The following is a 22,237-nucleotide window of genomic DNA, read 5'->3' as shown; positions in this document are numbered from 1 at the left end:
ACCTCACGCTTGCCGGGAATGTTCAAGTTCGGCCACCGCCTCTTCTGAGAGCGGAACATAGCCGAGCGGTTTTAATGTCAGCCAGATGCGGGCGCTGTCTTCCAGCTCCTCGGCGTTAAACACTGCCTCACGCAGCGAGCGACCGCTTACTACCGGCCCGTGATTAGCCAGCAACGCTGCCGTATGATCTGCCGCAATTTCACTCAGTGCGCTGGCAATGCCTTCATGGCCGGGTTTGAAATAAGGCAGCAGCGGCAACTGCCCGACGCGCATCACATAGTATGGCGTTAGTGGCGGTAGACAGTTTTCTGGCGTGGAGCAAGGCAGACAGGAGAGCGCGGTCAGCCATGGAGAATGCAGGTGCACAACCGCGCCGCAGGATGGCCGATGCCGATACCACGCCAGATGCATGGGCACCTCTTTTGACGGTTTGTCGCCGCTAAGATGCACGCCGTTGGCATCCAGCCTACTCAGCGTGGCAGGATCAAGCTCGCCCAGGCAGGAGTTGGTCGGGGTTACCAGATAGCCGCCATCCGGTAATTTGACGCTGAGGTTGCCGGAGCCGCCGCTGCTGTAACCACGCATAAACAAGGAACGGCCATAGTGGACGAGTAGTTCGCGTAGTTGGTGTTCACTCACCGGATTCATGATGCGTACTCCTGGGCTGTAAAAAAGAAATCTTCGTCACCAAAGTTGCCTGACTTCAGCGCCAGCGCCAGACCGGAGGAAAATACCCACGGCACGCCTGGGGCAATGGCTTTGCCAACGGACAGACGCTTCACCTGCAGCGCCTCTACCACTGTGCCGGATGTTTCTCCGCCTGCGACGATAAAGGTGTTTACACCTGCAACCTGTAGCTTTGCGCTCAGTCGGGAAAAAGCGTGTTCGATCGCCTGGCTGGCAGCCTGTTCGCCGTACTCTTGTTGAATGCGTTTGAGTACGTCTGGGGGCTGGGTGGCGTATATCATCGGCGCGAATGGGTCGTTGATATGCGTCATCGCCCAGGCACACAGTTCATCAGTGTAGCTTTCTGCATCAGACAGGCAGCGGGCCACGTCGAGTACACGAGAAGCTGCCGCGGCCTTATAACGAGTAACCTGACGATTGCTCATCGCCGAGCAGCTACCGGAGAACACCACCGTTTTAGCGGGTAGTGGAAAAGCGTCCGGCGGCATGGTTTGCTGAGCTCCGGTGCAGGCGGCCAGCGCGCCACCGAGCCCGGATCCCCCGGCTAACAGAGGGCTGGCATGGAGAGCCTGCGCCAGCGTGGCGAGATCTGCTTCATCCAGCGTATCGACGATAACGTGACGCGTACCTTCAGCCTGAAGTTGGGCCAGAGCGTTAGTGACCGCTTCCACACCTTGACGCAGTATCGTGAAGTTGATGCAACCAACCTTACCCTGAGTTTGCGCGCTCAGCAGGCGCGGCAGGCTGGCATCGGTCATAGGATTGAGCGGATGCTTTTCCATCCCGGATTCGTTAAGCAGTACGCCGTTTACAAAAAGATGGCCATGCACCACCGTGCGCCCGTTTTGCGGCAGGGCGGGGCAGTGGACGATCGCAGGAGTCTGCAGGTCATTCATCAACGCATCGCTGACCGGTCCAATGTTGCCTGTTGGCGTGGAGTCGAACGTCGAACAATATTTAAAATAGATCTGGCGGACACCTGCCTTTTGTTTCAGCCAGCGGGCACAGGACCGAGATTGTGCGATGGCCTGTTCTGCGGGTAATGAGCGGCTTTTCAGCGAGATGACGATAGCGTCAACCTCTTCATTCCAGCATTGAGCGGGATCAGGCATTCCGGGCAGTAGCGCAACGCGCCACCCCTGCTGCGCCATAAAGCTTGCAATGTCCGTTGCGCCGGTGAAATCGTCGGCGATAACGCCTGTGGTGACGGCCATGGATCAACTCCGTTCAGATTGTTTGCTAATTGAACATATTATTCAGGAGGGCCTTTCACATTCACATGATGATTATCACAAATAAGCACATCATTGATTCACAGCAAAAATAAGTAATCTATTGAAAATAATAGAGAAATATGTTTAGTGTTGCGAAAAGAGCCTCACAAGAGAGTGTGAAGATTCGTTAATCTTTGAGAAAGCGAGGTCAGTAGCGTGTAGTGGAGTATTATCGTGGTCGCTATAATTCTCTTGCCAATTGATCATAATCATTTGCATAAATGAGATTATTTTTTGCGGTAAGCATCATTCTTTCTCTTGATTAAATTCTGCATATTACCGGCTTTAATTTCATTAATACCGGAGGATACCGTGTCGTTGAAAATCCAGGATGATTATCTACAACGTTTTTTCTCGATAGCAAAAATATTCTCCAGTGCGACTGGATTAGCCACTGTTGTGACTGATGTTAGCGGGAAAACTCTCTCGGATTGCTATAACTTTAATTCGTTCTGCACATTAATGCGGGCGGATGAACGCTATTGTGTGAGCTGCCAAAAGTGTGACAAATATTGTGCTTTTGAAGGATTAAAACACCTTAAACCCAGAATACTCAGCTGTCACGCGGGGCTAAGTCTGTTTTCTATGCCATTAATTCGCGAGGGACATCTGTACGGGTTTATGCTCTGTGGGCAGGTACGGGCAAAATATCAGGAATATAAAACTATCATTATTGATAATGAATGCTCATGGATGGATGAGCCAAGAATAAAAGCTGAATGGAGTCAGGTGGCGGTAGTAGATAATAATACGCTGGTGGCATCAGCTAATTTATTAAATTTCATTGTTGATAATTTTGAGACAGAACAGCAACAATCTGATGAATTTGTTATCCCGCCGACCAGTTACATGTGTCATTATTTTACAGAGCCTTCCCGACACGAGAAAAAGCTTATGGCAGCGTTGCGTTATATTGATGAGAATTTATATAGTGAATTAACCCTGGAATCCGTAGCAGCTCATGTTTGCTTAAGCGCAAACTATTTCAGCCGTTTTTTTAAGAAACGCCAGGGCGTTAACTTTAAAACCTGGGTGAGTCAGAAAAAAATGCAAAAAGCGGGGGAGTTATTGCACGATCCCGTTCATTCAATAGACAGCATTGCCCGGAAACTCCAATACGCACAAACCAGCTATTTTTGCCGTGTTTTCCGGGCGGCGCATCAAACGTCGCCCCAGTCTTTTCGTCATGCCAGACTGTCACAGTAAAGGTTTTCTGGCAGCGTGATGGCTTCAGGGATAAAAGAGAGCCGATCGCTCAGGGTTACCACATCACCAATCACTATCAGCGCAGGGGGAAGGATGTTAGCTTCTTGCGCCTTGCCCAGTAGTAAACCGAGCGTACAGGTCAGTCGTCGTTGGTTCTCGCGGGTGGCGGACATAATTAGCGCTGCAGGTGTATCTGCTGATTTTCCACCCATCAATAATTCCTCACAGATAAACGCCAGATTGGCGATACCCATGACGATAACCAGCGTACCATTCAGTTTGGCCAGTTGACGCCAGTCCTGCTGTTGGTTGCCCTCCCGCGTATGACCGGTCACCACGTGAAATCCCGAGGCGAAATCGCGGTGTGTTACCGGAATTCCGGCATAGGTCAGGCCACCAATGGTTGAGCTGATACCTGGCACCACTTCAAACAGGATGCCCGTCTCGACGAGATCCTCAACTTCTTCAGCTCCGCGGCCAAAAACATACGGATCACCACCTTTCAGACGCACAATATTATTGTGCGTTTGGGCATACTGGACAAGCAGCGCATTGATTTCATCCTGGGGTACACAATGGAAACCTGGGTTTTTGCCGACATTGATAAGCAGACAATCAGGTAATGCCCATTCCAAAATTTTAGGATTGACCAGCCGATCGTAAATAATGACATCAGCCTGTTTAATGCACATCATTGCTTTGAGAGTAAGTAATGAAATATCACCGGGACCTGCCCCAACGAGCCAGACCTTTCCGAAAGTTTTCACATTGTGTCCTTTATCACATCGATCAAAAAAAGGCAGAAACTACATCAAGGAATGATAAAAAGCAGTCGTTTGCCCGTAAGTTATAACGTGAAATTATCCAGAATTATCGCACTGATAATATTGATTAATCTCGCAAAGTTTTTTCTGCAATAAACAAGATGACTTGAAAAATTATTAAGAACTTATTGACACTATTTGCTTAGGTTTAACCTTATTTAAATTGTGTTTATTGTTGACCTTGAGTATTATTGGTTAATATTTATCCGCCATCAGTGTGAGCAAATCATGGATTGGATCAATGACATTAATGGATGAAATAAAATATAACTCTCGGTGCTTATCTGGGTATCTTGAATTATTTTTTATAAATTAAACTATTTTTGCACGCTGCATATGGAAGAGGTTATGAGAGGAAAAATACCTAAGACGGAGTTGCTGGTAACTTTTGAAGTTGTTGCGCGTCACGAAAGTTATACCCGGGCAGCTGAAGAGCTGGCTTTAACACAAAGTGCTGTTTTCCGCCAGGTAAATGCACTGGAGGATTTTCTCAATACCGCGCTATTTAATCATGCCAAAAAACGCATTTTTTTAAATGCGGCTGGCAAACACTATTTAAGCATCGTTAAAGAAACGTTAAATAAACTTGAACGAGATACGACGACGATAATGACCTGGCAGCCGACGATACAGGTTATTGAGCTGGCGGTGAATCCGACGTTCAGCACGCACTGGCTGATCCCAAATCTGCGTGAATTTAACAAACTTAATCCTGATATTATCGTGAACATTCATTCCCTGGCGAATATTGGTGATTTTCTCAATCGAGAGTATGACGCGGCAATCATGCGCGAAGACTTTTATTCTCCATGGTCAGGGGTTGAGTACCTGTTTGAAGAGGAAATTCTGCCGGTATGCAGTCGCTGTCTGCTGGCCGAGCCGGAACGAAAACTGGCCGTTGACGAACTGTTGAACGAATACCCACTCTTGCACCAGAGCACGCGAATCAAAGGCTGGCAGGAATGGTTTGCGCTGTCAGATGTCAGCAGTCCGCTGGTGAATAAAGGTCCGAGATTTGATTTGTTATCAATGCTGATCGCGGCGGTCCGCTCTAATCTGGGCGTTGCGCTGCTCCCGCGTTTTGCTATTCAGCACGATCTGGACAGTGGTGATATGGTCATTCCTTGCGATGTTCCAATGCGTACCGGGAATCGATTTATTATGACGTGGCGCGAAGAAAAATCAGAGTCCGAACATTTACAGATCTTTCGTAACTGGCTGTTGAATAAATCGGTGGTGTCGCCTGTTTGATGGCGATGGCATAACATTGGAACCGGCCTACAGCTCTGCGAACTGTAGGCCGGGTGATTACCAGTCGATCCCAACCTGCGCCTGAATCCCGCTGTCAAACGCGTGCTTGACCGGACGAATTTCACTGACCGTATCGGCCAGTTCCAGTAGCAGCGTATGGCATCCGCGCCCGGTAACGATAACGCTTTGCTCCGCAGGACGATTTTCGATGGCGTTGATAACCTCTTGCGTATCCAGATAGTGGTAAGCGAGCATGTAGGTGAGCTCATCAAGTACCACTAAATCGTAATGCGCATCAGCCAGCATGCGCTTACTTTCCTGCCATACGACCGTTGCCGCCTCGATATCTGCTTGCCGATTTTGGGTTTCCCAGGTAAATCCGGTACCCATAATATGGAACTCGACGCCGAGGGGGTGCAGTGTGTTGTACTCGCCATTATCCCACTGACCTTTAATAAACTGCGCGATGCCAACGGTTTTTCCGTGACCCACTGCGCGCGTTGCCGTGCCAAAGGCTGCGGTTGATTTTCCTTTTCCGTTGCCGGTGAAGACAATCAGGATCCCTTTCTTCTCCGTTGCAGCCGCTACGCGGGTATCAACCTGTTCTTTCAGTTTCTGCTGACGCTGGCGGTGTCTGTCGTTATTGGCGCGCGCTTCCATGGAAACTCCTTAATGCCCTGCCGGACAGGTTGCACAGCGATGCTGCTGCTCGAACTGGCTGAAGAAGTTATTACCTTTGTCATCCACTAATACGAAGGCGGGCATATTTTTAACTTCCATCATCCACACCGCTTCCATTCCCAGTTCGGGATACTCAAGGCACTGCAGACTCTTCACGTACTGCTGCGCCAGTAGGGCGGCGGCACCGCCAATGCTGCCGAGGCTAAATCCACCGTGTTTGTGACAGGCATCAGTGACCTGCTGGCTGCGGTTACCCTTGGTGAGCATAATGAGGCTGCCGCCTTGTGCCTGGAAAGCATCGACATACCCATCCATGCGCCCGCCGGTGGTGGGACCCATTGAGCCACAGGCCTGGTTTTCCGGGGTTTTGGCGGGACCTGCGTAATACACGATATGCTTTTTCATGTACTCCGGCATCGGTTCACCGTTATCCAGCCGCGCTTTGATGTTCGCGTGGGCAATATCGCGAGCGACAACAATCGGGCCACTTAACGACAAACGTGTACCAATAGGCAGGGCGGAGAGATCATGCAGGATTTCACGCAGCGGACGGTTCAGATCCAGTTGTACGGTCTGGGCTCCGTTTTCTACCCGGTGAGAATCGGGAATGAATTTGCCCGGATTATGCTCGAGTTTTTCCAGCCAGATACCGTGTTTATTAATTTTGGCCTTAATGTTGCGGTCGGCAGAGCAGGAGAGGGCCATCGCGATTGGGCAGGAGCCGCCGTGGCGCAGTAAGCGAATTACGCGGATATCGTGGGCAAAGTATTTGCCGCCAAATTGCGCGCCGATGCCAAACTCGCGGCTGGCATTGAGCAATTCGGCTTCCAGCGCCGTATCACGGAACGCCTGGCCCAGCTCGTTCCCGCTGGTGGGCAGATTATCGTAATATTTGGTTGAAGCCAGTTTGGCGACTTTCAGCGCCTGGTCGGCGGATAAGCCTCCAACCACAAAAGCGATGTGATACGGCGGGCAAGCGGCTGTACCCAGTGATTTCATTTTTTCGATCAGGAACGCGGTGAGCTTTTCCGGCTGCAGGATGGATTTGGTTTCCTGGAATAGCGCTGCTTTGTTGGCAGAGCCGCCGCCTTTGTTGACGAACAGGAAACGGTATTCGTTACCTGGGGTGGCGCTAATATCGATTTGTGCGGGCAGGTTGGTCTGGGTATTGACCTCGGTATACATATCCAGCGGGGCATTTTGCGAGTAACGCAGGTTGTTTTCGGTAAAGGTGGTGTACACGCCTTTGCTTAACGCTTCTGCGTCATCGCCGCCGGTCCAGACATGTTGCCCTTTGCTGGCCACAATGGTTGCCGTTCCGGTATCCTGGCAGTTGGGCAGTACACCTTTAGCTGAAACCTCTGCATTGCGCAGCAGCTGTAATGCGACGTACTTATCGTTACTGCTGGCCTGCGGGTCGTGCAAAATGCTGGCAATCTGTTTTAAATGTCCGGCGCGCAGGAAAAATGAAGCCTCATAAAACGCCTGCTGTGCTAACAAGGTTAACGCTTCCGGTGCAACCTTGATCACTTCCTCTCCGTCTAACTCCGTTACTGTAACGTGCTGGTTACTCAGTAATTCATATTCGGTACTATCTTTACTCTGAACAAAGAGTTCCTGCCAGACAAATGGTTTAGACATGTTTACTTCTCACCTCTTCGTGTTGTTTGCCGAATGGCGCTTCGCTTATCCGGCCTACGATTAACGCATTGATGTAGGCCTGATAAGCGAAGCGCCATCCGGCGTAAAGTTATTTGGCTAAAAAGACATTGGCTTTTGTCGCTTCGGCGACATATTCGATAGTTTTCTGGGCACGAACGCTGTTTCCGGCTTCATCAAGCGGCGGAGAATAGACCGCAATCGCATATTCGCCTGGGACAACGGCAACCATGCCGCCGCCGACGCCGCTTTTGGCCGGAATGCCAACGGTGTACAGCCATTTACCGCTGCCGTCGTAAAGCCCGGCAATTGCCATTTCTGCCAGCACTTGTGGAACATATTTCTCATTCAGCAACTGTTTGCCGTTGAACGGAGATTTACCTTTGTTTGCGAGTACTGCACCCATTTTGGCCAGTTGCTCAACGGTGATATCCACCGAGCACTGGCGGGTATAAATTTCGACGGCTTCGTCAGTGTTGCCATAGAAGCTGTTATAGGATTCCATCAGCTTGGCCAGCGCCTGATTGTGCTGGTTGGTTTCCATTTCAGATTTGAAAACCGGTTCGTTCACGGTGAGTGTGGCATCGGCCCAGACGTTCAGGTTGTCGAGGATTTTGTTCCAACGATCGGTTTTGTCTTTGGCTTCGATCAGGCTAACGGTGCTCATGGCCCCGGCGTTTACCAGTGGGTTTTCAGGCGCGCCCTTGGTCAGCTCAACCGCTAAACCTGAGTTGAATGGCATACCGGTGGCATTGGCGCCAAGTTTATCCAGTACTACCTGAGGACCGTGCTGCTCCATGGCGAGCGCAATGGTGAACACTTTACTCAGGGATTCCATTGGGAAAGGTTTGTTAACATCGCCAACCTGATAGATCTTGCCGTCCACTGTCGCAATGGTGATGGCAAAATTTTTCGGGCTATAGGTCGCCAGAGCAGGGATGTAGTCGGCGACTTTTCCATCGTTGTTACTTTTGTACTTCTGATGAGCCTGTTCTATCAGCTTGGCGTAGTCGGGCGTGGTTTGCGCGAATGTGGTTGCGCTAAACAAGACGCTGAAAGAAAAGAGACTCACGCCGAGAATTGTTTTATTCATTATGCATTCCTGTTGGTGTGCTCATCTTGGTGCCGGATGGCGGCGTACCGCCTTATCCGGCCTACGGATAGTTAAACGTTATGTAGGCCGGATAAGCGCAAGCGCCATCCGGCAATAACGTAGTATCAGGACAAAGCGACTTCCGTTTCGGTAACCGGACGTTCCTGTTCCGGAGTTTTCACCGGTGCAGTTCCACGGCAACCCTGGCCGTAGTGTTCGCCTTCCCAACGGCCCACGATGGCAGCACCCATTGCGTTACTCATAACGTTGGTGGCGGAACGACCCATATCGAGGAACGGATCGACGCCCATCAGCAGGATCAGACCGGCTTCCGGAATATTGAACTGGTTCAGGGTTGCGGCGATAACCACCATGGATGCACGCGGTACGCCCGCCATCCCTTTCGAGGTCAGCATCAGGATTAACAGCATGGTAATTTGCTCGCCCATGCTCAGTTCGATGTTGCACGCCTGGGCAATAAAGACGGTGGCAAATGAGCAATAAGCCATGGAACCGACCAGGTTAAAGGAATAACCGATAGGCAGAACGAAGCTGGCGATTTTTGAAGAAACACCGAATTTTTCCAGCTTGTCCAGCGTACCCGGGAAGGCAGCTTCAGAGCTTGAAGTGGTAAAGGCCAGCAGAGCGGGTTCGAGGATTGATTTAGTTAACCGTGCGATGCAAGGCCCGACGATCATCGTAGACAGGCCAATCAGGATCGCCCACAGCATACCCAGCGTCAGGTAGAACTCACCCATGAAGATCCCGGCGCTGACCATCACACCCAGACCACGTTCGGCAATCAGACCGGAAATAGCGGCAAACACGGTCAGTGGCGCAAACAGCATGACGTAACCCGTCAGCTTCAGCATGACGTGCACCAGTGAATCCAGCACTTTCACAATAGGGTCGGCTTTTTCACCAATCGCAGCGAGGCTGCAACCAAGGAAGATTGAGAACACGACGATCTGCAGAATTTCGTTACGTGCCATCGCATCAACAATACTGGTCGGTACCGCGTGTGAAATGAACACTTTCAGCGTGAATGGCTCTGACTTAACGGCGGCAACGGCTCCGACGTCATGTGGCACAAAGTTGATACCTGCGCCTGGCTGGAAGATATTAACGATAACCAGACCCAGTGCAATTGACACCAGAGAGGCGCAAATAAACAGGAAGAAGGTTTTCGAAAATATACGTCCCAGCGTTTTGGCATCGCCCATTTTGGCAATACCTACAACCAGAGTTGAAATAACCAATGGAGCGATAATCATTTTCACCATACGTAAGAATATGGTGGTGAAAATGGAAATATCTGCTGCATAAGATTTTGCTGTTTCAGCCGCGGCCATATTATTTATGACCACCCCGGCAATCATGCCGAGTATCAGGCCTAATATGATCATCTTCGTTAAACTAATTTTCTTCATGTGTACTCCATCGGATAAAGGCTGGTAATTGGAATTGTGTAGGGTGGCGTGCGCCTGAACCTGGACAGCAGCTCAGACGCACGCCTGTTGTGACCAACCGCATGAATAATTCGAAGCACTGTGATACAGCTGAATTCTGTGCTCCAATGGCTGTTATTGTGTTTTTTTGTTACAAGTCGAACTCAATACTTAATAATGGAGCGTGTTGCTGCGCACCATAAACATCATTGTCACCGACATTGCCGGAAATAATATCTCGCGGCATGACGATTTTTACGGCATTCGCTGGATCGAACCAGACGATATTGTGAATAAACTCAGGCTCAACATTATATAAACCGGCAATAAGCTGCGGCGTTAATTGCTCGCAGGCTTTTACCCGTTGATAGTCTTCCCTTGTTTTAAATAAAATATCTAAAACCAGTTCGTACGGTCCGGCGTTTTTGGATCGAATAACTTGTGCCAGTGAACAAATTGAGTGTTTCATGCCTGAACTCCTTCTGGCGTCACCTGTTCAATGTGGAAATCAAAACGCAGCGCATCGCTCGCTTCAATCAGGTGATAGATAGAGAACTCATACACCGGTCCACTCTGAATATCAGATGGCGAGAACGGGAAGGCGAGGTTGCCCGCAGTCGCAATGCGATTTTCATAGCCGTAGTGCAGCAGGGTAGAGCGCACCAGCGAGCAAACGCTGTTAGCGATATCCTGCGTTGGCGCAACGACATCCAGTAAAATCCCTAGCTCATGACCGGCAGTTTTCATCGGCTCATGGTTGCCCATTACACCGTTCTTACCGTACAGGTGGAACGTCATGCGGATACTGTCGTCATTCAGCGAGAGGTTACGTGCCACGCTGGCCTGTACTTCTTCGAGAATCGTGTCAATCCCGGCAATCATGATTGGGTCGCGCGTTCCGGCGATGGTCAGGCAGCGGAAGCCAACCTGACGCGCGCCTTCCAGTTTCAACGCATACGGTGTTTCTTCATGACGTGAACCGCTGACATACACTTCGCCTTCGTTAACCTGGGTGAAGGTACATGCTTTCAGGTTCAGCACACCGCCTGGCCCTGGCAGGAAGTACGGATCGGACTTCTCATACAGAGTGTGCGCCGCCGCGGAAGTTTCAGTGAACTTACGCTTGGGATTGAACGCCTTCAGCGTAAAGCCGTTATCGTCAATGATTCCCATCGCACAATCTGAGCCAGAGCCAGGGGTGGCGGCAATGGCGGCACACTCAAGGATCTTACCGCAATGAAGCGCCAGACCTTCATCAAAGCCCTGCATAATCGGCAGCGCGGCGAAGCAGGCCGGATCGTAGGCACGTCCGCCCAGGACCACCTGCGCACCGGCTTTCAGCGCACGCTGGAATGGCTCGACGCCCATCTGTGCGACAATGTAGGTGCTCTCTTCAATGGCCTCATGAGTCAGTGCAGGCACAAAATCGAGCGCGGTGATTTTGCCGTTATCCAGCGCCTGATGAACGATTTCTTTGTCGACATCAGACGGAATCAGCGCTATTGAGAAAGACAGTTTTTCTTCCTGCGCGATCTCATGGATTATCTGGCGACACCACTCCAGATGCGGAGCTGCGCCAGAACCACCGGCTGTGCCGATTACTACCGGGATGTTGTTCTTAACGCCTGCCACAATCATATAGCGCAGATCGCGTTTCACACCGGCCCTGTCAGTAAAGGGTTTACCTGCCCCCAGGTAGTGGGGGCCAGGATCGGAGGAACCTGCGTCAACAGCAATAAGATCCGGTGACTCTTCCATGGCTTTACGAAAACTTTCTTCCGGGAAGCCATAACCCAGGATAGCCGTAGGCGATAAGATCTTAAATGTGCGTGCCATCTCTTAATCCTTAGTTTGCAACAACGCGATGGTGCGGTTCATTTCGTTAAACACGATGTTGAGACCTTCATCGAAACCCATACCCGGTTTAACCAACATGCGCATTGGACGCGCGGCAAGTGCCACGTGTACGCAGGTGCGGGCACTGATCTCTGTTTCGTTACAGGTACCGCCCTGATAGGCTTCCATCGCGTGTTTGTTGCAATACAGCACCGCGTCAACGATGTTGTGAATGCCGCCTAGATCCGGAGTCTTGATCTGTACCATGTGGCAGCTGCCCGCATCGGTAAAGTCCACGATATCCTGATAGGTGTTACACCATTCGTCGGCGACAATTTTCACGCCGGAACCCAGACGAGTCAGCTCTTTGGTGATGGCGGTCAACATGCGGATCTGATCCGGCTTGTTACCGGCATCAACCGGACCTTCGATATACAGCGGCAGACCCTGGGCTTCGACTTCCAGGCTGGCGATGTACGCGGCGCAGCGAACCGGATCCATATCGAAGATCAGACCGATCGTGCCGTACACATCAATGTGCAGCGTCGGGTGATAACGTTCGCTGGTGCGCAGGCTTAAGATGCGGTCGGATAACCAACGTACATACTCACGCAGTTTTTCGCCTTTAAAGCCCAGCTTCTCTTCCACGTTGTTGATCAGCGCATGCGGCAGGACGTCCACACCTTTGAGGATCATCTTATCAACGGCGATATAACGGTCGTCGCCGCTCTGACCAAATAATGGAATGGCTTCCGGGACGCACGGCAGTTGCCATTCATCGCAAACCACTTCAGTTTTCAGACGACCGGTAGCCAGCGCCGCAGCGTCGAGCAGCGCCTGAGACAAACCATAGCGGACGGCGGTATGCAGCAGATGACCGTCAATACGCAGTTGGTCAAAGAAACGCGCGTTCGGCAGGAACGCATCAACGTCACGGCCTTCCAGCAGCGGTTTGATGTGATCGTTGAGGAATGGAATGAAGTTTTCAGCCAGGAACAACGGGTCACGACCGCCTGCACCTGAATATTGCACCGCTGCGCAATCGCCCACCGCTACCGCGCCGTTTTCCAGAATCAGCTGTACGGAAACGCATTCACCCGCCTGACGAACAGAGGTAAATCCAGGCGTTACCGGATCGCCGGTATAGATAAACCCGTCATGACCGGCGCCATTTTTGATGGCCTGCTGATCGTCAAAATAAAATGAGGAGTAGCCAGCGGTGAAAAGGGCCTGTTTAATTTTCATTATGGTCTTCCTATTAATTTACTGTGGGATACGGCGTTGATGTCATCAATGACCATCTGGAAAGAAGGTTTGCGACCTTCGAAATGTGCACGCTCTGCAACGTAGTCGTGGTGCAGGGCGAGAATATCTTTCGGCAGCGGCACGGCACCGGCTTCAAGAATACGGATTGCGCCTGTGTTATCGCGAACAGGCAGGATCTTACCGGCGTTACAGGCGGCAGGAGCGAAAGGCACATCCAGCACGCCAGCTTCAAAGGCCAGCACCGTACCGCGTGCAATGTCGCCATTGCCCAGTTCGAAGACTTTCTTCAATACCGCGCGGACTTCGCTCTTAATCAGGTCAACTTCTTGCTCCACGGCAGCGCACTGCGGGAATTTCTGGTCGCTGACCATGTTGAGCATCTGGCGTGACGCTTTCAGACCCTGGGCGTTAGCTGCCGCGGTTGGGATACCGAACGCTTCGTGCGGGCTTTTGGTAATGACTTTTGTGGCACCGGACATACCGGCAACCGCTGCACCCCAGGCGATAACGGAGAAGGCTTTTGCTTCATCTTCCGGGAATCCGCCCATCCACTGGTGGAAAACGGTGCTCAGCTCGTAGTCGTCGAAGCCATGGTTATGGAAGTATTCGTGGGACAGTTCACGCAGTGCCTGAATAGCAGCGATATCCTGTGTCAGGCTGCCGACCTGGCCGTAACCGACGGTAATAGACTTCACGCCCTGTTCCAGCGCCAGCAGACCTTCGATAATCGCGACTGAGTGGGACATGAACGGCGGGATCAGCGTGCCGGTCAGCGGACCAAACGGTTCACGGTTGATGCGAATGCCGTTCTCTTCGTACAGACCCATCAGACGGTCGCAGTACTGCCAGTCGCGAATGGATTTTTCCAGGGTGACGCGTTTGGCGTAAGGGATGTTGTAGGAGATACCGCCGCCTTCGTAGCTGGTAAAGCCACTGGCCATGGCGATTTCTGCCAGCAGACGTGCATCCGGTGTACCGTGGCGAACCTGGATCGGTTTATCCAGCGATTCAGTCATACGACGGCAGGCAGCAACCCCGTGATTGACGACCGGTAAACCATTCAGCTTGGAAGTACCTGCTTCGATGGATTTCTGGATCCCGACAGCGGCTTCTTCATAGCGGTTCAAACGGGTATAGGCATCGATAGTACTTGGCAGGAGGTCGCACTCTTCCTGCAAGGTTTTGAGCAGCGCAATATGCTCATCCATTAATGCCACACCTGCGCGCGGCTGGCTCAGAGTTTTACCTTCCTGATCGGCCTTCAGCAGGGCGAGGGAGAAACGCTTTTTCTCTGGAATTGATTGCTGGTACTTCACGCCATCTTCGAAGTTCTCAACGTCTTTGCCGGTTTCCCAGGTTTGTAACACCTGATGCCTTTCGGTCATGAATTCGTCGTGGGTCAATTTTTTATTTCGAAGTTCCATTCGTAGCTGCCTTAAGTTTTATAGGGTTAAACACTGAATGCTGGTGCGAGCAGCGGCTTGCGGGTACAGCCTGGCGACGTTTGCCAGTAGAGGGAGCAGGCCATTTGAATCGCGGTAATACTCAAACTGATTCGGTAACAGAATTCTTTTACCCTGGTCGTCCAACTCCCTGTATTTGAGCCAGTTATGGATATCGAACTGGCTGGCGCGAGAGAGCCATCCCCCTGAACCGACGACTTTGCGTACGGTGGTGAGATCGCGACCCATCTGTAAATCCACATTACCCACGCAGGTGCAAACCTGCTTTTTAGTGCCCGCGTGGCGCTCAGCGGCATAGCCCACGCATAAACCTGCCAGCAGGGTGTCGAAATATTTCTCTTCCTCGCTGAGTGGCAGGTAATCCGGTTGCCCAACCAGGTGGCGTAGATAGCGGTAAAACGCTTCCTCGCGCTGTGGCTGCTGGGCGAAGATGACTTTCACCATATCCTGCGTGCTTTCTCCCACCACGACGGCGGAAACGCGCATTCCAAGGTCGCCTTCAACGGTACGTTTGACGAACGGTTCAGGAACACCATGCAGGACGGTATCGGGGGAGAGGGTATTCGCGCTGGCCGAATAGACATCCGTGGTGGCTCCGCCCATATCAATCAGCATGAATTCCTTCCATGCGCTGTCGTAATCGCTAATAGCTTTGACTAACTCATATACCGTCCATGGCGTCGGCATAGGCTCTTCGCCTGTTTCGCCGACGATAACGTCCAGACCTTTGCCTTTGACGATGCGTGACAAGAACACATCGCAAATCGCCTGGCGTGCGGCAAACGGATTCGGGTGATCGAGGTCCGGCAGAATGTTGTCTACCGTGGTCAAATCCTTGTGTCCCAGAATCGTTTGTATTTCGTCCTGAATGTCCCTGTTTCCGGCGTAGATAATGGCGCAATCAAGCTTTGAGCCTGCCAGCGCGTGTGCATTCGCCAGGCCGTAACTTTCTTCGCCACCGTCTGTTCCGCCGGTAAACAACAGAATGTCTGGCGGTGATGATTCCAGCTCATGGATGTCATGACGGTTCAGCTTGTACGAATAATATTGCGCGATTTTCGCTCCTGCCGAATGGGCGGTAACTTTTGCCGACTCCAGCGTAATGGAAGGCACCAGCCCCATTGCTGCAACGGCGAGCCCACCTTTCGCTGAGGAGGAGTATTTCAACTGCACTTCACCACTTTTCAGTAACGGGCGAGCATCGGCAACATTCAGCACCTGATTCAGGCTGGCAAAAAAACCGTCTGCCAGATGATGTGTGGTGGTTGGGGTCAGGACATGGTTTATCAGGGTTAATTCCTCGCCTTCATGGGCGAAGAGGGCTGCCTTGGTCCATGTCGAGCCGATATCGACAGAAACTGTTTGCATCAGATGGCCTCTTCCAGGCAACGCTGTTCGAGGCCATTGTGTTGGTGAATATCATTGGTGATGAGTGCACAAACATCTTCCAGGTCATGGCTCGGTGCGAAAACCCGGTTAAAGCCCATCTCTTTAAACTTCACTTCCACATCGGCGAAGTCATGTTTACCGACGACCAGGTTGCCGCCGACGTACAGCAGAATGTCGCCAAGGCCGCGCTCGATGCAGCGCTCACGTAACCCGAGGCAGTCAATGTCGCCATGACCGTAGATAGAGGACACCACAATGGCATCGGCGCCTGTTTCAATCGCAGCATCAATATATTCATCCTGGCTCACCATCACCCCGAGGTTGATTACGTGAAAATCATGAGCAGTAAAAACGCGATCCAGAACTTTATTACCTACTGCATGGCAGTCAGCACCGATGACGCCAATAACAAGTGTAGATTTCTTCATGGGTAATCCTCTGTAGGGCTGATGGTCAATAAGTGAAATTATTTTCTAATATTTAGAACATGGATTGTGACAACCTCTTAATAGGGTTGGAGTTTCTGTGGAAGCGAAAAAGGAAGCAATTGATCTATTTTCAAAATATCCTGCGCAAAATGATTGTTATATTTGCATTCTATAAAAATCTTTCATAATCAATGTGATGGGTTGTCTTTCCTTAGCCGGATTTTATTTATTAGGGAATTGGGTAATAAATGACTTGCCATGTTTGTGATCGAAATCTTATTTTGTTATGCGCGCCATTTATGACGTGTTTTAAATAATTTCAAAAATCCCAATTACTAATTAACTTGTGAACGGCATAACGGTTTTTTATTTTTTAATCTTATATGTCATAATTCATTTTTGTTAAATTTAGGATAAAAATGATAATGAAATGTTTGTGGCATATTTAATCTTTGCCACATAAGAGAAAATGGACGTTAAAGATAACTTTCAGTGATGATTTAAGCGAAACGTCAGCGTTCTCTTGCAGAACACCAAACGCAATGCATCGGTCAATGTGGAACGTTTTCGCTTCCAGCTGAGATAGTTACATCTCGGTGTTAATTATAAGTAAAATTTAATTGAATAAATTGTATGAAATAACAAGTCCATGACTTGCTAAACAAAAAACTGTGAGCTACCCAGCATTAATGATTCTTTATCTGCTATCAATTTTGTCAGCCGGGCTGGTTAAAAGATCGTGTACATTTAAATAAATATCCTATCATTTGTAGTAACGGCAATTACTCATTGAAAAACATGTTGTTAACATCGCATTCACTAGTAGCGTGAGTGTTAAACACTATTAACATTTAATTTGAAAATTGATTTAAATCAATGTTTAAAACTTGGAAAACAGCATCAAAAGAGGTTAAATTGCTGCAGATCAAATTGGTCTGAAAGTGGTAAATTAGCTATAAATTGATCACTATCGAAAAATGCAAATTTGTCTCGATAAAAACCTGTTTATTGTAAGGATTTTACGGCGTAATATAATTGCGGGATCAATTTGAGTGTTTTATTAACATGTTTGTAACCTTTCATCATTGTCCTTTCTTCAAATGAGAGGAAAGGGCAGCGGCGGAAGGAAGCAGATAAATTTGTATTGGGGCATGCGTGTGACCCTTTCTAACGGGGTTCACTCTCGGAGTCTTCATGCGATGAGCAAGGAGTCATGATGTTAGATATAGTCGAACTGTCGCGCTTACAGTTTGCCTTGACCGCGATGTACCACTTCCTGTTTGTGCCACTGACGCTCGGTATGGCGTTCTTGCTGGCCATCATGGAAACGGTCTACGTCCTTTCCGGCAAACAGATTTATAAAGATATGACCAAGTTCTGGGGCAAGTTGTTTGGTATCAACTTCGCTCTGGGTGTGGCTACCGGTCTGACCATGGAGTTCCAGTTCGGGACTAACTGGTCTTACTACTCCCACTATGTAGGGGATATTTTCGGTGCGCCGCTGGCGATCGAAGGTTTGATGGCCTTCTTCCTCGAATCCACCTTTGTAGGTCTGTTCTTCTTCGGCTGGGACCGTTTGGGTAAAGTCCAGCATATGTGTGTCACCTGGCTGGTGGCCCTGGGTTCTAACCTGTCCGCATTGTGGATTCTGGTTGCGAACGGCTGGATGCAGAACCCAATCGCAGCGGATTTCAACTTCGAAACCATGCGTATGGAGATGCTGAGCTTCTCTGAACTGGTGCTCAACCCGGTAGCACAGGTGAAATTTGTTCACACTGTGGCATCTGGTTATGTATGCGGCGCGATGTTCGTTCTGGGTATCAGCTCCTACTATATGCTGCGCGGTCGTGACTTCGCGTTTGCTAAACGTTCTTTTGCAATCGCTGCCAGCTTTGGTATGGCTGCTATTCTGTCTGTTATCGTTCTGGGTGATGAATCTGGTTACGAAATGGGCGACGTGCAGAAAACCAAACTCGCTGCGATTGAAGCAGAATGGGAAACTCAGCCTGCACCGGCTTCCTTCACGCTGTTCGGTATTCCGGACCAGGACGCGCAGGAAAACCATTTTGCGATTCAAATTCCTTATGCGCTGGGCATCATTGCCACACGCTCTGTTGATACACCGGTCATTGGTCTGAAAGACCTGATGGTGCAGCACGAAGAGCGTATCCGTAACGGGATGAAAGCGTATCAGTTGCTGGAAGAACTGCGTGCTGGTACTACCGACCAGGCCGTTCGCGACCAGTTCAACAGCATGAAGAAAGACCTGGGTTATGGTCTGCTGCTGAAACGCTATACGGATAACGTCACCGACGCGACCGAAGCGCAAATTCAGCAGGCCACGAAAGATTCTATCCCTCGCGTTGCGCCGCTGTACTTCGCTTTCCGTATCATGGTGGCATGCGGCATTCTGATGCTGGCAATTATCGCGGTGTCCTTCTGGACTGTGCTTCGTAACCGTATCGGTGAGAAAAAATGGCTGCTGCGCACCGCGCTGTATGCGATTCCTCTGCCGTGGATTGCTATTGAATCCGGTTGGTTTGTCGCAGAGTACGGTCGTCAACCGTGGGCGATTGGTGAAGTGTTACCAACAGCTGTAGCGAACTCTTCGCTGACTGCTGGCGACCTCATCTTCTCGATGCTGTTGATTTGCGGCCTGTATACCCTGTTCCTGGTGGCTGAACTGTATCTGATGTTCAAGTTCGCACGCCTTGGGCCGAGTAGCCTGAAAACCGGTCGTTATCACTACGAGCAGTCCACTGTGACTTCTCAGCCGGCACGCTAAGACAGGAGTCGTCAAATGATCGATTATGAAGTATTGCGTTTTATCTGGTGGCTGCTGGTTGGCATTCTGCTGATTGGTTTCGCGGTCACTGATGGCTTCGACATGGGGGTGGGCATGCTCACCCGTTTCCTCGGTCGTAATGATACCGAGCGTCGAATTATGATTAACTCCATCGCCCCGCACTGGGACGGTAACCAGGTTTGGCTCATCACCGCGGGTGGCGCACTGTTCGCTGCCTGGCCGATGGTGTATGCCGCTGCGTTCTCCGGTTTCTATGTGGCGATGATTCTGGTTCTGGCGTCCTTGTTCTTCCGTCCGGTCGGTTTTGACTACCGCTCTAAGATTGAAGACATGCGCTGGCGCAACATGTGGGACTGGGGCATCTTCATTGGTAGCTTCGTGCCACCGCTGGTGATTGGCGTGGCGTTCGGCAACCTGCTGCAAGGGGTTCCGTTCCACGTAGATGACTATATGCGTTTGTACTACACCGGTAACTTCTTCCAGTTGCTGAATCCATTTGGTCTGCTGGCAGGTGTTGTGAGCGTTGGGATGATCATCACCCAGGGTGCGACCTATCTGCAGATGCGTACGGTAGGTGAACTGCATCTGCGTGCTCGTGCAACTTCACAGGTTGCGGCGCTGGTGACTTTGGTCTGCTTCGCGCTGGCTGGTGTGTGGGTGATTTACGGTATTGACGGTTATGTTGTGACCTCTGCACTGGATCATCATGCTGCCTCTAACCCGCTGACCAAAGAAGTGGCTCGCGAGGCTGGCGCATGGATGGTGAACTTTAACAATGCACCTATCCTGTGGCTGGTTCCTGCACTGGGCGTGGTTCTGCCGCTGTTGACCATCCTGACTTCTCGTATGGAGAAAGGGGCATGGGCGTTCGTCTTCTCCTCACTGACGTTAGCCTGCATCATCCTGACTGCCGGTATCGCAATGTTCCCGTTTGTGATGCCATCCAGCACCATGATGAACGCAAGTTTGACCATGTGGGATGCCACCTCCAGCCAGCGTACATTGAATCTGATGACCTGGGTCGCGGCGGTGTTTGTACCGATCATTCTGCTGTACACCAGCTGGTGTTACTGGAAGATGTTTGGTCGCATCACTAAAGAAGATATTGAAAGCAACACCCACTCTCTGTACTAAGTAAGGAGCTTAAAATGTGGTATTTCGCATGGATTTTGGGAACGCTTCTTGCCTGTGCATTTGGGATAATCACAGCGCTGGCGCTTGAGCACGTTGAATCAGGCAAAGCCGGGCAAGAAGATAGCTAATGACCAACATTATCGCGATGGTATACAACGCGATGGACAAGCGCCCCTTGCGGGCGCTTTCATTTGTGCTGGCAATCGTGTTGGCTGGCTGCATATTCTGGGATCCGTCGCGTTTCGCGGCCAAAACCAGTGAGCTTGAAATCTGGCATGGTTTCCTGCTGATGTGGGCGGTCTGCGCAGGCATCATTCACGGCGTTGGCTTTCGTCCTCGCGCCGTACATTGGCAAGGCATCTTCTGCCCGCTGATCGCGGATATTGTCCTCGTTGTTGGTCTGATTTTCTTCTTCTTTTGAATAAGAAACATCCTTAAATATTTATGGGCTTGCATAAGCCCATAAATTTTTACTCTCCGTTTACTTTCCCCCATTCCAAAGCACCATTCCCGCGCGTATAGTAGCGAAGTTTGAAAGCACTAACCTTTTGTTGCATTACCGGGATGTAAAGTGAAGACAGCGCGATATACAACGACATTCTTGATGCATCGCGGCGGCAAGAACGCGAGTCACCAGGCGCTTACCAGGGTAAGCAACTGGTGTGAGTGGGCGAAGCCAACAAAGAGGCAGTAAGAATGAATAAGTATATGTTTCGATGGCCGGTTCGTGTCTACTATGAAGATACCGATGCCGGTGGGGTGGTTTACCACGCCAGCTACGTCGCTTTTTATGAAAGAGCACGCACAGAGATGCTGCGTCATCATCATTTCAGTCAGCAGGTTCTGTTGGCCGAACGCGTAGCCTTTGTGGTACGCAAGATGACCCTCGAGTATTTTGCGCCTGCCCGGCTCGACGATATGCTCGAAGTTCAAACCGAAATTACGTCAATGCGTGGCACCTCATTGGTTTTCACGCAACGCATTGTCAACGCAGAGAACACCGTGCTGAATGAAGCCGAAGTTCTGATTGTTTGCGTTGATCCACTCAAAATGAAGCCTCGTGCGCTTCCCAAGTCTATTGTCGCGGAGTTTAAGCAGTGACTGACATGAATATCCTTGATTTGTTCCTGAAGGCAAGCCTTCTGGTTAAACTTATCATGTTGATTTTGATTGGTTTCTCAATCGCATCCTGGGCCATCATCATCCAACGGACCCGTATTCTTAATGCTGCTTCACGTGAAGCTGAAGCATTTGAAGACAAGTTCTGGTCCGGCATTGAATTGTCGCGCTTGTATCAGGAAAGCCAGGGGCGTCGTGATAGTTTGGCGGGCTCGGAGCAAATTTTCTACAGCGGATTCAAAGAGTTTGCGCGGTTGCATCGGGCAAATAGCCACGCGCCGGAAGCGGTTGTTGAGGGGGCTTCCCGTGCGATGCGTATCTCGATGAACCGTGAACTGGAAACGCTGGAAACGCATATTCCATTCCTCGGCACCGTTGGCTCCATCAGCCCGTATATCGGTCTGTTCGGTACCGTTTGGGGGATCATGCACGCATTTATCGCGCTGGGCGCGGTAAAACAGGCGACGCTGCAAATGGTCGCACCAGGTATCGCAGAAGCGTTGATTGCAACGGCTATCGGTCTGTTTGCGGCAATCCCGGCGGTTATGGCCTACAACCGTCTGAACCAGCGCGTGAACAAACTGGAACTGAATTACGACAACTTTATGGAAGAGTTCACCGCGATTCTGCACCGCCAGGCGTTTACCGTTAGCGAGAGCAACAAGGGGTAAGC

21 protein-coding genes are annotated in these 22,237 nt (G+C 50.5%); 8 read left to right on the top strand and 13 right to left on the bottom strand.

The window, feature by feature from the left end:
* Positions 1 to 3: 3 nt before the first annotated feature.
* Both BZK41_RS01115 and otnK read right to left on the bottom strand, forming a co-directional pair.
* Positions 4 to 648, bottom strand: a complete 645-nt coding sequence (locus BZK41_RS01115; RefSeq protein WP_008784146.1) for an aldolase — start codon at positions 646 to 648, stop codon at positions 4 to 6.
* Entirely contained in the window at positions 645 to 1,901 is a 1,257-nt protein-coding gene (otnK, locus tag BZK41_RS01110; protein ID WP_079936899.1) for a 3-oxo-tetronate kinase, read from the bottom strand. The genes BZK41_RS01115 and otnK overlap by 4 nt, the downstream gene beginning before the upstream one ends.
* Before the next feature lie 372 nt (positions 1,902 to 2,273).
* Here otnK and BZK41_RS01105 point away from each other — a divergent pair, with 372 nt between their 5' ends.
* The gene (locus BZK41_RS01105) at positions 2,274 to 3,167 is read left to right on the top strand and encodes a PocR ligand-binding domain-containing protein (protein WP_079936898.1); all 894 of its coding nucleotides are present in this window, start codon (positions 2,274 to 2,276) and stop codon (positions 3,165 to 3,167) included.
* On the opposite strand, the gene cobA is transcribed toward BZK41_RS01105, so the two are convergent.
* The gene (gene cobA, locus BZK41_RS01100; protein ID WP_079936897.1) at positions 3,146 to 3,934 is read right to left on the bottom strand and encodes a uroporphyrinogen-III C-methyltransferase; all 789 of its coding nucleotides are present in this window, start codon (positions 3,932 to 3,934) and stop codon (positions 3,146 to 3,148) included. The genes BZK41_RS01105 and cobA overlap by 22 nt on opposite strands.
* A 405-nt stretch (positions 3,935 to 4,339) precedes the next feature.
* Here cobA and BZK41_RS01095 point away from each other — a divergent pair, with 405 nt between their 5' ends.
* Complete coding sequence (locus BZK41_RS01095) at positions 4,340 to 5,242, top strand: LysR substrate-binding domain-containing protein (RefSeq protein ID WP_079936896.1); 903 nt, start codon at positions 4,340 to 4,342, stop codon at positions 5,240 to 5,242.
* A gap of 57 nt (positions 5,243 to 5,299) precedes the next feature.
* On the opposite strand, the gene cobO is transcribed toward BZK41_RS01095, so the two are convergent.
* The 10 genes from cobO to glmS all read right to left on the bottom strand — a co-directional run bounded on the left by cobO (position 5,300) and on the right by glmS (position 16,505).
* Positions 5,300 to 5,902 carry a cob(I)yrinic acid a,c-diamide adenosyltransferase gene (gene cobO / locus BZK41_RS01090; protein ID WP_079936895.1) on the bottom strand — a complete coding sequence of 201 codons (603 nt, stop codon included), beginning with the start codon at positions 5,900 to 5,902 and terminating at the stop codon, positions 5,300 to 5,302.
* A gap of 9 nt (positions 5,903 to 5,911) precedes the next feature.
* Positions 5,912 to 7,564, bottom strand: coding sequence for a class I fumarate hydratase (locus tag BZK41_RS01085; RefSeq protein ID WP_079936894.1), 1,653 nt, complete (start codon positions 7,562 to 7,564; stop codon positions 5,912 to 5,914).
* 109 nt (positions 7,565 to 7,673) lie between these two features.
* Positions 7,674 to 8,675 carry a glutaminase A gene (gene glsA, locus BZK41_RS01080; RefSeq protein WP_079936893.1) on the bottom strand — a complete coding sequence of 334 codons (1,002 nt, stop codon included), beginning with the start codon at positions 8,673 to 8,675 and terminating at the stop codon, positions 7,674 to 7,676.
* Between the two features lie 125 nt (positions 8,676 to 8,800).
* The gene (locus tag BZK41_RS01075; protein WP_079936892.1) at positions 8,801 to 10,105 is read right to left on the bottom strand and encodes a dicarboxylate/amino acid:cation symporter; all 1,305 of its coding nucleotides are present in this window, start codon (positions 10,103 to 10,105) and stop codon (positions 8,801 to 8,803) included.
* 169 nt (positions 10,106 to 10,274) lie between these two features.
* A complete protein-coding gene (locus BZK41_RS01070; RefSeq protein WP_003831425.1) occupies positions 10,275 to 10,592 on the bottom strand; it encodes a DUF4387 domain-containing protein in 318 nt (105 codons plus the stop codon).
* Positions 10,589 to 11,959: an acyclic terpene utilization AtuA family protein gene (locus tag BZK41_RS01065; protein WP_079936891.1), complete on the bottom strand. Its 1,371-nt coding sequence runs from the start codon at positions 11,957 to 11,959 to the stop codon at positions 10,589 to 10,591. The genes BZK41_RS01070 and BZK41_RS01065 overlap by 4 nt, the downstream gene beginning before the upstream one ends.
* 3 nt (positions 11,960 to 11,962) lie before the next feature.
* On the bottom strand, positions 11,963 to 13,204 hold the full coding sequence (locus BZK41_RS01060) for a methylaspartate ammonia-lyase (RefSeq protein ID WP_079936890.1): 1,242 nt from the start codon (positions 13,202 to 13,204) through the stop codon (positions 11,963 to 11,965).
* Positions 13,204 to 14,649 (bottom strand): methylaspartate mutase subunit E, encoded by a 1,446-nt coding sequence (locus tag BZK41_RS01055; RefSeq protein ID WP_003831428.1) that lies wholly within the window; start codon positions 14,647 to 14,649, stop codon positions 13,204 to 13,206. The genes BZK41_RS01060 and BZK41_RS01055 overlap by 1 nt, the downstream gene beginning before the upstream one ends.
* Before the next feature lie 18 nt (positions 14,650 to 14,667).
* A complete protein-coding gene (glmL, locus tag BZK41_RS01050; RefSeq protein ID WP_079936889.1) occupies positions 14,668 to 16,056 on the bottom strand; it encodes a methylaspartate mutase accessory protein GlmL in 1,389 nt (462 codons plus the stop codon).
* Positions 16,056 to 16,505, bottom strand: coding sequence for a methylaspartate mutase subunit S (gene glmS, locus BZK41_RS01045; protein ID WP_003022963.1), 450 nt, complete (start codon positions 16,503 to 16,505; stop codon positions 16,056 to 16,058). Before glmS ends, glmL begins: the two co-directional genes overlap by 1 nt.
* Before the next feature lie 1,216 nt (positions 16,506 to 17,721).
* Here glmS and cydA point away from each other — a divergent pair.
* The 6 genes from cydA to tolQ all read left to right on the top strand — a co-directional run bounded on the left by cydA (position 17,722) and on the right by tolQ (position 22,235).
* Positions 17,722 to 19,290, top strand: a complete 1,569-nt coding sequence (cydA, locus tag BZK41_RS01040; RefSeq protein WP_003022965.1) for a cytochrome ubiquinol oxidase subunit I — start codon at positions 17,722 to 17,724, stop codon at positions 19,288 to 19,290.
* Positions 19,291 to 19,305: 15 nt separating this feature from the next.
* Complete coding sequence (gene cydB / locus BZK41_RS01035) at positions 19,306 to 20,445, top strand: cytochrome d ubiquinol oxidase subunit II (protein WP_048226067.1); 1,140 nt, start codon at positions 19,306 to 19,308, stop codon at positions 20,443 to 20,445.
* Between the two features lie 14 nt (positions 20,446 to 20,459).
* Positions 20,460 to 20,573 carry a cytochrome bd-I oxidase subunit CydX gene (gene cydX / locus BZK41_RS01030; protein ID WP_003022970.1) on the top strand — a complete coding sequence of 38 codons (114 nt, stop codon included), beginning with the start codon at positions 20,460 to 20,462 and terminating at the stop codon, positions 20,571 to 20,573.
* A complete protein-coding gene (ybgE, locus tag BZK41_RS01025; RefSeq protein WP_003831434.1) occupies positions 20,573 to 20,866 on the top strand; it encodes a cyd operon protein YbgE in 294 nt (97 codons plus the stop codon). Before cydX ends, ybgE begins: the two co-directional genes overlap by 1 nt.
* Before the next feature lie 275 nt (positions 20,867 to 21,141).
* Positions 21,142 to 21,546, top strand: coding sequence for a tol-pal system-associated acyl-CoA thioesterase (ybgC, locus tag BZK41_RS01020; RefSeq protein WP_003831439.1), 405 nt, complete (start codon positions 21,142 to 21,144; stop codon positions 21,544 to 21,546).
* The gene (tolQ, locus tag BZK41_RS01015; RefSeq protein ID WP_139762562.1) at positions 21,543 to 22,235 is read left to right on the top strand and encodes a Tol-Pal system protein TolQ; all 693 of its coding nucleotides are present in this window, start codon (positions 21,543 to 21,545) and stop codon (positions 22,233 to 22,235) included. Before ybgC ends, tolQ begins: the two co-directional genes overlap by 4 nt.
* Positions 22,236 to 22,237 lie beyond the last annotated feature (2 nt).

Origin of the sequence: Citrobacter sp. A316, assembly GCF_002042945.1 — a bacterium.
GTDB lineage: Bacteria > Pseudomonadota > Gammaproteobacteria > Enterobacterales > Enterobacteriaceae > Citrobacter > Citrobacter portucalensis.
The sequence above is the reverse complement of the archived record's forward strand: the minus strand, read 5'-3'. Positions and strand labels throughout refer to the sequence as shown.